The sequence below is a fragment of the Streptomyces sp. NPDC092296 genome (genome assembly GCF_044755465.1).
Taxonomy (GTDB): domain Bacteria; phylum Actinomycetota; class Actinomycetes; order Streptomycetales; family Streptomycetaceae; genus Peterkaempfera.
The window spans coordinates 1-10,749 of the sequence record NZ_JBIVRB010000030.1 but is presented as its reverse complement, the minus strand read 5'-3'; the positions used below and the strand labels follow the sequence as shown (position 1 = coordinate 10,749).

8 protein-coding genes and 1 tRNA gene are annotated in these 10,749 nt (G+C 74.8%); 2 read left to right on the top strand and 7 right to left on the bottom strand.

The features are described 5' to 3' along the window. Positions 1 to 402: 402 nt before the first annotated feature. The 3 genes from ACIQGZ_RS29525 to ACIQGZ_RS29515 all read right to left on the bottom strand — a co-directional run bounded on the left by ACIQGZ_RS29525 (position 403) and on the right by ACIQGZ_RS29515 (position 4,612). On the bottom strand, positions 403 to 2,187 hold the full coding sequence (locus ACIQGZ_RS29525; RefSeq protein ID WP_402607804.1) for a SpoIIE family protein phosphatase: 1,785 nt from the start codon (positions 2,185 to 2,187) through the stop codon (positions 403 to 405). A gap of 210 nt (positions 2,188 to 2,397) precedes the next feature. Then, positions 2,398 to 3,801 carry an NAD(P)/FAD-dependent oxidoreductase gene (locus ACIQGZ_RS29520; protein WP_402607802.1) on the bottom strand — a complete coding sequence of 468 codons (1,404 nt, stop codon included), beginning with the start codon at positions 3,799 to 3,801 and terminating at the stop codon, positions 2,398 to 2,400. 514 nt (positions 3,802 to 4,315) lie between these two features. Beyond that, positions 4,316 to 4,612, bottom strand: coding sequence for a hypothetical protein (locus ACIQGZ_RS29515; protein ID WP_402607800.1), 297 nt, complete (start codon positions 4,610 to 4,612; stop codon positions 4,316 to 4,318). On the opposite strand from ACIQGZ_RS29515, the gene ACIQGZ_RS29510 reads away from it, so the two are divergent. Both ACIQGZ_RS29510 and ACIQGZ_RS29505 read left to right on the top strand, forming a co-directional pair. Beyond that, positions 4,596 to 5,387, top strand: a complete 792-nt coding sequence (locus tag ACIQGZ_RS29510) for a TetR/AcrR family transcriptional regulator (protein ID WP_402607798.1) — start codon at positions 4,596 to 4,598, stop codon at positions 5,385 to 5,387. The two genes, ACIQGZ_RS29515 and ACIQGZ_RS29510, sit on opposite strands and share 17 nt — an antisense overlap. A 1,101-nt stretch (positions 5,388 to 6,488) precedes the next feature. Continuing rightward, on the top strand, positions 6,489 to 8,669 hold the full coding sequence (locus tag ACIQGZ_RS29505) for a sigma-70 family RNA polymerase sigma factor (protein ID WP_402607796.1): 2,181 nt from the start codon (positions 6,489 to 6,491) through the stop codon (positions 8,667 to 8,669). Positions 8,670 to 8,678: 9 nt separating this feature from the next. On the opposite strand, the gene ACIQGZ_RS29500 is transcribed toward ACIQGZ_RS29505, so the two are convergent. The 4 genes from ACIQGZ_RS29500 to ACIQGZ_RS29485 all read right to left on the bottom strand — a co-directional run bounded on the left by ACIQGZ_RS29500 (position 8,679) and on the right by ACIQGZ_RS29485 (position 10,520). Next, complete coding sequence (locus ACIQGZ_RS29500) at positions 8,679 to 8,819, bottom strand: hypothetical protein (RefSeq protein ID WP_402607794.1); 141 nt, start codon at positions 8,817 to 8,819, stop codon at positions 8,679 to 8,681. 101 nt (positions 8,820 to 8,920) lie between these two features. Further along, positions 8,921 to 9,610, bottom strand: a complete 690-nt coding sequence (locus ACIQGZ_RS29495; RefSeq protein ID WP_402607792.1) for a DsbA family oxidoreductase — start codon at positions 9,608 to 9,610, stop codon at positions 8,921 to 8,923. Between the two features lie 158 nt (positions 9,611 to 9,768). Further along, positions 9,769 to 9,845 (bottom strand) — tRNA-Gly (locus ACIQGZ_RS29490). 84 nt (positions 9,846 to 9,929) lie between these two features. Then, a complete protein-coding gene (locus ACIQGZ_RS29485) occupies positions 9,930 to 10,520 on the bottom strand; it encodes a universal stress protein (RefSeq protein WP_402607790.1) in 591 nt (196 codons plus the stop codon). Positions 10,521 to 10,749 lie beyond the last annotated feature (229 nt).

Genomic DNA, 10,749 nt, shown 5'->3' with positions numbered 1-10,749 from the left:
TTCCGACCCCCGCTGGCGGGGTTCCTGCATTTCCTTCGGCCTTTCGGCGCTTTCCGACTCTATCAGATCGCTCTGACCGTCTTCCCGCGCTTCCCAGCCTCGGGAGGCTTTGCCGGGGCGGGCTTTTCGGCCCGTTCCGACGAGGTGAAACCTTAGCGAAGAGAACCGATCCGGTCTAATCGCTGCCTTCCGCAATTCGGCGGGCGAAAATCGCATGGCACGGCAATAGCCGACGCCACGGCGGATCACGCCTTGGTGAACTGGGGAAGAGGCTGCCTCGGGACCGTCCGTGCAGAACGCGCGTCCGGTGCTCCCTGGCAGGCAGCCCGACGTACGTTAGGCACTTCACCGATCGATGTCAAGTGACCGTCGACACCGCGTCAGCAGCGGCCTGATGCGCTCTCAGAGTGCACGGCGGGTGGGCAGTCGGAACTCGCACCACACCGCCTTTCCTCCGTCCGGCGTACGGCGGGTCCCCCAGTTGGAGGCGATGGTGGCCACGATCGCGATGCCACGGCCTGACTCGTCGACGGGTTCGGCGCGGCGGCGGCGGGGGAGGTGGTCGTCGCCGTCGGTGACTTCGACGATCAGGCGGCGGTCGGTGCGGCGGATGCGCAGGCGCATCGGGGGGATGCCGTGGGTGAGGGAGTTGGAGACCAGTTCGCTCACCGCGAGGACGCCGAGGTCACGCAGTTCGTCGCTCAGCCGCCAGCTGGAGAGCACGCCGGTGGTGAAGGCGCGGGCGCGGGCGGCCGTCTGGGAGCCGCCGATCAGGTCCAGCGAGGCGACCCGGAAGAGGTCGGCGGTGTGTTCGTCCCGTTCGGGGAGCTGGAAGGCGAGGACCGCCACGTCGTCGTCGTGCTCCGGGGTGACGCCCATCGCCCGGAGCAGCCGGGCGCAGACGACGTCGGGTGGGCCGGCCGGGCCGCCGAGGGTGCGGTCGAGCATGTCGAGGCCGACATCGATGTCCTCGTTGCGACGCTCCACCAGGCCGTCGGTGTAGAGCACCCCGGTGGCGCCGGGCACCAGGGCCACCGTGCCGGAGGTGTGCAGCCAGCCGCCGGTGCCCAGGGGTGGCCCGCACTGGTCGTCGGCGCGGGTCACGCTGCCGTCCGGTTCGCGGATCATGAGCGGGAGATGGCCGGCCGAGGAGTAGGTGATCCGGCCGTCGTTGGGGTCGTACACCGCGTACAGGCAGGTGGCGATCTGGGTGGCGTCGATCTCCATGGCCAGGCCGTCGAGGAGTTGCAGGACCTCGTGCGGCGGCAGGTCCAGCCGGGCGTAGGCGCGGACGGCCGTGCGGAGCTGGCCCATGACGGCGGCGGCGCGCATGCCGCGGCCCATGACGTCACCGATGACCAGGGCGGTGCGGCCGCCGCCGAGGGTGATCACGTCGTACCAGTCGCCGCCGACGGCGGCGTCGGCGCCGCCCGGCTGGTAGGTGGCGGCAACCCGCAGGTCGTCGGGCTGCTCCAGTTTCTGCGGGAGCAGGCTGCGCTGGAGGGTGACGGCGGCCTCGCGGTGGCGGCGCTCGCTCTCGCGGAGGCGCTCGGCCACCAGGACCTGGTCGGTGACCTCGGCGGCGAAGACCAGGACGCCGGTGACCTCCGCCGCCGGGCCGGCCCGGCGGCGGGCGGCGAGTGCGGCCAGCCCGGATCTGGGCGGCGGGTCGGCCGGGGTGCCGGTGAGGCCGGAGAGCTGGGCGCCGAGCGGTTCGCCGGCCCGGACGGGGGCGCAGACGAAGCTGTAGTAGCGGTGCCGGTCCGGTGCGGTGGGCAGCACGACGCGGCGGGCCTTGACGGTACGGGTGCGGCCGCTGCGCAGGACCTGGTCCATCAGCGGCAGCAGGCCGAGGTCGGCCAGCTCCGGCATGGCCTCCTTGGCGGGGATTCCGGCCGGGCGGCGGCCGAAAACCTCCGCGTACGCCTGGTTGACGTAGCCGACGCGGTGGTCGGGGCCGTAGACGACCGCCACCAGGGCCGGGAGGTGGGCCAGCACGTCGTGGACGGAGAGCTCCGGGCCGCCGGGGTCGTGGTTCGGTCCGGGCCGGTTCGGGTCGGGGCGGGCGGTCGGGACGGCTGCGGCGCCTGCGGCGTCGGCGGAGCCGGGCGTCCGCTCGCCTGCTTGCTGCGGAGCGGTACGCCGCTGTGCTCCGGGGAGCCGGGCACTCCAGCGCGTGAGATTCAAACGACTGCCGCTTCCTCGCGTTCCTCGGACCTTCGTCACTCCTCGCATGCGCCGCCGCACGGGAGGTAAGGACCAGTGTGACGGATCGGGACGGCGGGTGGCACCGCCGTTCCGGCCGGGCCATGCCCTGCATGATCCTGGACCCGGGCGTGTCCGGCCAGCCCCTGCGGGGCGGCTTCTCGGCGCGGTCGCCCGGGTCGGCCTCTCCGGTCAGCCTCTCGGATCGACCTCTCGGGGCGGCGGGGTCGGGCCGCCGTCCATCGCCGCCTCGAACTCGGCGCGCGGATGCTCCAGCGAGCCCAGCGAGACGATCTCCCGGGTCGAGAGGCCGGCCAGGACCCAGTCGGCCAGGACGCGGGCCTTGCGGTTGAGGGTCGGCAGCCGGTTGAGGTGGTAGGCGCGGTGCAGCAGCCAGGCCGGTCGGCCGGTGAGCCGCCGACCGCGCACCTGGGCCACGCCCTTGTGCAGGCCGAGCGAGGCCACCGCGCCGGCGTGCCGGTGCTGGTACGGGGTCTGCGGTTCGCCGCGCAGCCGGGCCAGCACATTGTCACCGAGCACCTTGCCCTGCCGTACGGCGTGCTGGGCGTTGGGCGTGCAGTACTCGCCCGGTCGGGCCAGGTCGGGTACGGCCGCGCAGTCGCCCGCCGACCAGACGCCTTCCGTACCGGCCACCTCCAGGGTCGGTGCGCAGCGGACCCGGCCGCGCGAGTCGCGGGGCAGGTCGGAGTCGGCCAGGACGGGGGCGGGGCGGACGCCGGCGGTCCAGACCAGGGTCCGGGCGGCGAACCTGCTGCCGTCCGAGAGCGCCACGATCCGGTCGGCGGCCGACTCCAGCCTGGTGTTCAGCCGGACTTCGACATTGCGGCCGCGCAGCTCGGAGACGGTGTAGCGGCCCAGCTCCGGGCCGACCTCGGGCAGGATGCGGTCGGCGGCCTCCACCAGGACCCAGCGCAGGTCGTCGGCGGTGAGGTTGTGGTAGTAGCGGGTGGCGTAGCGGGCCATGTCCTCCAGTTCCGCGAGGGCCTCGACCCCGGCGTAGCCGCCGCCGACGAAGACGAAGGTGAGGGCGGCCTGGCGGATGGCCGGGTCCCGGGTGGAGGAGGCGATGTCGAGCTGCTCCAGCACGTGGTTGCGCAGCGCCACGGCCTCCTCGACCGTCTTGAAGCCGATGCCGTGGTCCGCGAGACCGGGGATCGGGAGCGTACGAGAGACCGATCCGGGGGCGACCACCAGCAGGTCGTACGGGAGGTCGAGGTCGGGGGCGCCGGTGGAGCGGGTGGCGGCGGTGGCCGCCCAGGCGCGGCGGGCCCGGTGGTCCAGGCTGGTGATCTCGCCGGTGACGACCGTGCAGCCGCGCAGCACCTGGCGCAGCGGGACGACCACATGGCGCGGGTCGATGGAGCCGGCGGCGGCCTCGGGGAGGAACGGCTGGTAGGTCATGTACGGCTGCGGATCGACCACGGTGATCTCGGCCTCGCCCCGGTGCAGGCGGCGCTGCAGCCGGAGTGCGGCGTACATGCCGACATAGCCGCCGCCGACGATCAGGATGCGGGCGGGCGGGCGTCCCTCCGGACGGCGGTCGGTGGAGCCCTGCGGTGGTGTGACCTGTTTCACGTGTCCATGACGCACCGGGTAGGGGCGTCTTGTCCACAGTGCGTACGGGATCGGTGGGGAGAATGGTGCGGATGGGGCTGCCGGGGCGCTGGGGCGGCGTTCGCGACTCCGTCATCGGGCGGAGGGGAACTACGCAGGTCGGGATGGCGGTGGCCGGGCAGTGGGGGTGGAGCGGCCGAATCCGTACCGGGTCCTCTGTCGAAGCTGATTCGACATCAACTATCGTCAGCGAATCGGTGGAACGGCACCCCTGTCGGCACGTACGGTGGCTGTGCGTACCGGCTCGGTGACTGGTCCGACAATCGGGTCGCCGTTCTGCTGGTGGACTGCGTGGTCCCGGACTGAGGACGTCGGGGACCGAGCAGGTACTGAGGGACTGCGCTCGGCCGGGTCGGCAGGGAGGACGCCGAGCGTGCCGGCGACGGTGAGTTTCCCGTCGCGCCGGGGGGTGCGTGGGCGTGCACGGTGGGCATCCGGGCGGCGGCGTGCCCACGGGGGAAGGCTGGGCAATGGATCAGCAGGAGCAGTTGCGTGCCCGCGTGGCCGGGGCTGGGTCCGGGTCGGCGGCGGCCGGGTCCGGGTCGGTTTCGGCGGCTGGGGCGGTTTCGACGGCTGGGACGGTTTCGGCGGGCGGGGCTGGGGCGGCGGTTTCGGTACCGGCGTCGGCGGCGCTGTCGACGGGGTCGGTTTCGGTCTCGGTGACGGGCAGATCGGTTTCGGTTCCGGTGGGGTCGGAGTCTTCGGTGGTGGCGGGGCAGCGATTCGGCGCGGTGTCGACCGGGGGCCGCTTGCGGGTGGATGCGCGGCGCAACCTGGAGAGCGTGCTGCGGGCGGCCCGTGAGGTGTTCGGGGAGCTGGGCTACGGCGCGCCCATGGAGGAGGTGGCGCGGCGGGCCGGGGTGGGCGTCGGCACCGTGTACCGGCGGTTCCCCAGCAAGGAGGTGCTGGTCCGGCGGATCGCCTCGGAGGAGGTGGCCTGGCTGACGGCCCAGGCACGGGAGGCCCTGCACGGCAGCCCCGACCCGTGGGAGGCGCTGGCCGGGTACCTGGCGCGGGCGGCGGCGAACGGGGCCGGGCGGTTACTGCCCCCGGAAGCCTTCCGCCATGCGGAGCGGATCTCCCGGGCGGCGGGGTCACTGGTCACGGAGCTGGACGTGGACGTCGACGTGCCGGTGGGTGCCGGCGCGGCTGCGGGTGCGGGAGTGGACGGGCTCGGGGTCGGGCTCGGGCTCGGGCTTGCGGCCGGGGTGCCCGATGCTGCCGGCGGGGACGGGTTCGCTCTGCTGAGCGGGTCCGCCGTGCGGGTGGCGGGTGGCGGCGGGGAACCGGACGGCGGCGCCGAGAACTGGGCCGACGCCGACCCGGCGGCACTGCTCGCCCTGCTCGGTGAACTGGTCGAGCGGGCGGCGGCGGCCGGTGAACTGCGGCCCGGGGTCACGGTGGCGGACGTGGTGCTGGTGCTGACGGCGGCGGTGCCCGCCTATCCGGCGCTCGGCGACCCGGGCGACACTCCCCTACCGGGCGGGCCGGGGTCACCGGCCGGGCGGCTGCTGCGGATACTCCTCGACGGTCTGCGGGCGAGGTGAGGGCTGGGCTGGGGCGCTGGGCCGGGCCGGGGCGGTTGGCCTGGGTGTGGGTTCGCGGCCGGTGGCCGGGGCGGGTGGCGGGCCAAGGGACTCGCGCCGCTGACGGGCCCGGCACGGCTTGACGGGCCGTCGGCGGGTGCGGCAGACGGGCCCTGCCAGCCGCCGGTGGGCGGGGCGGCCGAGGTGAGGGCTGGGCGGGGCCGGGGGGCGGCCGGCCCGGACGGCGTCAGACGAGCCTTGCAGGCCGCCGGTGAGTGTGGGTTCGCGACCGGCGGTCAGGGCGGGTCGCGAGCACTCGGTGACGGGCCTGAGGTCTCGCTCCGCTGACGGGCCCGGCACGGCTCGACGGGCCGTCGGCGGGTGCGGCAGACGGGCCCTGCCGGCCACCGGTGGGTGTGGCGGCCGAGGTGAGGGCTGGGCCGGGGGCGGTTGGCCCGGACTGCCGTCGGACTGGCCTTGCAGGCCGCCGGTGGATGTGGGTTCGCGGCCGGTGGTCAGGGCAGGGCGCAGGCCAAGGGACTCGCGCCGCTGACGGGTCCCGGCACGGCTCGACGGGCCACCGGCGGGGATGGGTGGGTCGGGCCTGGGGCCGCGCCGCTGACGGGCCCGGCACGGCTCGACGGGCCGTCGGCGGGTGCGGCGGACGGGCCCTGCCAGCCACCGGTGGGTGTGGCGGCCGAGGTGAGGGCTGGGCCGGGGGCGGCCGGTCTGGACGGCGTCAGACGGGCCTTGCAGGCCGCCGGTGAGTGGGGGTTCGCGGCTGGTGGGCAGGGTGGACGGCGGGCCTGGGGCCCGCGCTGCTGATGGGTCTCGGCACGGTTTGACGGGCTGTCGGCGGGGGCCGAGTGGATGTGGCGGACGGGCCTTGCGGGCTGCCGGTGGGTGGGGGCGGGCGGCGGTGCTGGCGGGGGGCGGTGGGTAGGGGGGTGGGGTGGTGTGAAGGGGTGGGTGGGGGCGGGCGGAGGGGGGCGCGCTCTCCCCGGAACGGGGGATAGCTACCTGCGGGTCCGTTGGGGCTGGGGAGGCTGTGTCATTCTTTGCCCGTGGTTGGTGGCTTTGGAGGCTGTGGCGAGGCGGTGACGTCCGGTCGGGCGGGCGGCCGTGGGCGCTGAGGACCGGGACGGCAGGAGCCGCGGCCCGCACGACGGCCTGCCCGAGCCCGTGCCGGGCCAGGTGCCCGGCCAGGGGTGGGCGCCGAGCGAGGAGACGGTGGCCGGTGCCGCCGGATCGCCACGGGTCCCCGGGCAGGCTCCGGCCGGGTTCGGCGGGGTCACCTCGGCGGCCGCCGCTCCGGTGGCGGGCCCGGCCGGGGGTACGACCGCCGTACCGGCACCGGCTGACCCGGTGGACGGGCCGCTGCCGCCGTCCGACGCCGAGCTGACCGCCCTGGTGCGCGGTGGGGACGACCGGGCGTACGAGGAGCTGTACCGGCGCCATGCCGACGCCGTGCGCCGTTATGCGCGTACCTGCTGCCGCGACCGCTTCACCGCCGAGGACCTGGCGGGCGAGGTGTTCGCCCGTACGCTCCAGGCGCTGCGCGGCGGCAAGGGCCCCGATGTCGCGGTGCGGGCCTATCTGCTGACGGCCGTGCGCAATGTCGCCGCCGCGTGGACCCGCAGCGAGCGGCGTGAGCAGTTGGTGGAGGACTTCACCGACTTCGCGGCGTCCTCGGCGGCCAAGGAGCGGCTGGACATCACCGATCCGGGCGCGGACGCCTGGGCGATGGCCATGGCCGACCAGCGGATGGTGGTGCGGGCGTTCGTCGGGCTGCCGGAGGACGACCGGGTGGTGCTCTGGCACACCGAGGTGGAGCGGGAGTCGCCCAAGCAGGTCGCGGTGCTGCTCGGCAAGACCGCGAACGCGACCGCCGTCCAGGCCCACCGGGCCCGGGACCGGCTGGCGACGGCGTTCCTCCAGGCGCATGTGTCCGCCGTGCAGGAGGAGGAGTGCCGGCGGCACGCCGACCGGTTGGGGGCCTTCGCCCGGGGTTCGCTGCGCAAGCGGGCGGCGGGCGAGGTCGGCGCGCACCTCAAGGGGTGCGACCGCTGCTCGGCGGCGTATCTGGAGCTGGTCGACCTCAACACCGGTCTGCGGGCGGTGCTCCCCGGCGGTGTGCTGGTCTGGATCGGCGTCGGGTACTTCTCCGCCGCTGCGGCCGCGATGGGCGCCGGTGCCGTCGCGGCGGGTGCGGGCGCGGCGGCCACGGCAAGTGCGACGGGTGGTACGGCGGGTGGTGCGGCGGGTACGGCCGCAGGTGCCGGGGCGGCAGGCGGTGGCGCCGGCGGGTCGGGCGGCGGGGGTGCCGGAGCGGCGGCGGAGGGGCTGGGTACGGCGGCCAAGGCGGCGGTCGCGGCGAGCGTCGCGGTGGCGGCCGCCGCTGCGCTGGCCTACGCGCTCGCGGGCAGCAGTCCCCCGGCCCCGGTCGAGGCCGTGCCCCGGTCGGTGCCCTCACCGGTGGCGGCCATGCCGTCGGTCGCGCCCCGGCCCACGGCCCGGCCCGTACCGGCTCCCGCAGCGAAACCCGCGTCGACTCCCGGGCCGACCCCGCCGGTGCCGCCCGGCACCCGGGCCCCGGTGCTGCCCCCGGTCGTACCGCAGGTCGCTCCCAGCAGCGCTGCGCCGGTGCCCACGCCGACCCCGGCGGCCGTACCGGTGCCCACGCCGACTGCCCCGCTGCCGCCGGTGCCGCCGACCGCGCCCAAGCCGTCGGCCAGTCCTCGGCCGAGCCCCACGCCCAGGCCGACCCCGCCCTCGACGCCGACGCCGACGCCGACCCCGACGGCTGTGCCGACGGTGGTCCCGACCACGCCGTCGCCGTCACCGCCTGCCCCGGTGGACTACTGGCTGAACGAGCTGCCCTACGGGGGTCCCGGCGCGGAGGACGATCCGGTGCTCCGGCGTACGGCGGGCAACTGGCTCTGGCGGCGCGGCGGTCTGGAGGTCGGCGGCACCCGGTACGGGCACGGGGTCACCGTGCGCGCGCCGTCCGCCGTGACGGTCGACCTCAACCGCGACTGCTCGGCCTTCGACGCCGTGGTGGGGGTGGACGACCTGGCGCGGGGGTTCGGCAGGGTGGTCTTCTCGGTCGTGGACGGGGACAGCGGTGGCACGCTGTGGAGTTCGCCGCCGGTGCGGGGCGGGGACGCGGCCGTACCGGTCCATGTGCCGCTCACCGGGCAGCGGACCGTACTGCTGGTGGCCGACCCGGACCAGCACCACCACCGCTGGCGGTCGGCGGCGGTTGCGGATTGGGCGGAGGCCCGGTTCGACTGCGGGGGCTGACCGGTCGGATCACCGGAGGCCGAGGGCGGCTGGGTGGGTGGGGAGGAATCGGGTGTGCAGGGCGCGCAGCCGGGCCCCGCCGAGCGGGGCCGGGCTGCCGTCGGCCCGGCGGGCCTGGGTGTCACCGAGGATCGCGTACCGCACCGTCACGGGGTCCATTCTGCTGGGCTGCGGCGCGGTGGGGGTGGGGCTGTGGTGGGTGTGGTGGGTGTGGTGGGTGTGGTGGGTGTGGTGGGCGCGGGGTGGGCGGGTCAGATGGCGCAGGCGCCGTCGGCACAGGAGTCGTCGGGGGTGGTGGTCGTGGTGGTGGCCGTCTCGGCGGCGACCTGCTCCAGGACCTGGAGGAAGGTGGACGCCTCCTGGGCGCCCTGGACGGCCCACTTGCCCTCGAAGACGAAGGTCGGCACGGCGGTGATGCCCATCAGCTGCGCCTCGGAGATCTGGGCCTGGACCTCGGCGGTGCCCTCGTCGGACCCGAGGTACGCGGTCACCCGGTCGCGGTCCAGCCCGGCGGTGACGGCCAGCTCGGTGAGCTGCTCGCGGTCACCGACGTTGCCGCCGTCGACGAAGTACGCGTTGAGCAGGGCGTTCTTGAGGGTGGCCTGGGTGGCGGCACCATACTCGGTCTCCGCGAGGTGCAGCAGGCGGTGACCCAGGAGGGTGTTGACGGACTGGGCGTTCGCGAAGTCGAAGGCGATGCCCTCCTGCCGGCCGACCTCGGCCAGCCGGCCGTTCATCTCGGTGATCCGGTCACCGAACTTGCGGTGCAGCATGGCCTCCATCGGCTCGGCCTCCGGGGAGGCGTCCGGCGCCAGCTGGTACGGCCGGTAGACCACCTCGACGGTGTCGGCGCCCGGGTAGGCGGCGAGGGCGCGCTCGAAGCGGCGCTTGCCGACGTAGCACCAGGGGCAGGCGATGTCGGAGTAGATCTCGACCTTCATGGGGCGTCCGTCCTCGGGTGGCTCTGCTGGTACGGGCGGCGCGGTGGTGCACCGCAACCGGGGACGGTCAACGCCGGTGGACGGGCGGGCATTCCCGGGGGTGCGGGCCGGAATGGGAAGAGGGCCCGCGAGACGCTGTGTCTCGGGGCCCTCTTCGGTGGAGCGGACGGCAGGACTCGAACCTACGACCTAAACCCTGGAGGGGTTTCGCTCTGACCAACTGAGCTACATCCGCCTGTTGCCATTCCCTGGCGACGTCATGAACTCTAGCGGATTCCGGCGGCACCTCAAACTCGGGGTCTGCGGGGGCAGTTGCAGGTCAGGGCTGGTCGGGGGCGGGGGCGTCCGGGGTGGGGTCGGGGATGGAGCCGGGAGTGGGGTCGGGTCGGTTGTGGGCCGGGTGGTCGGCGGGCGGGGCGGGGACGATCAGTACCGGGCAGCCGGAGTGGTGCGCGGCGGCGGTGCTGACCGAACCGAGGAGGAGGCGGGCGAAGCCGCCGTTGCCCCTGCTGCCCACGACCAGGGTGTGGTGGTGGGCGCTGCCGGTGAGGACGGTCTCGATGACGTTGCCGAGTACGACGTGCAGCGAGATGGGTCCGGTGTACGGGCGGGTGCGGGCGCGCTGGACGGCGGCGACGCTGCGGCGCAGGCCGTCGCGCATGCTGTCCAGCAGCCGGTCGACGCTCTCCTGGACGATCTCGGCCATGCCGAGGGTGTAGCCGCCGGGGGACGGGTTCACCACCGAGAGGACGTAGAGGGGGAGGTCGAAGAGTTCGGCCTCGGTCATGGCGCGGTCCAGGGCCCACAGGGAGCCGTCCGAGCCGTCGACTGCGGCGAGGATGCCGGGGACGGACGGGGAGTACGGGGGGCGGTCCGAGACGGGGAGGTCGGTGGGGGTGGGGGGTGGCACGGGGGCTCCTTTCCGGGGGTGCTGGGCTTCTGTCCTGGGGTGGGGCGTTCATTCGGGGTGGGGTGGGTTGTGGTCTTGCCGGGGCGTGGTGGGGCGTGGGTGGGGGTGGGTGGGTGCGGGTGTCGGCCGGTCCGGGGTGGGGGTCCCGGGCGTCCGGTCCTCACGGTGTCCTGCCGCTCGTTCCTAGCGTGAGGGGAACGGTTACGGTACTACTGAGTTGCCCGGTGGC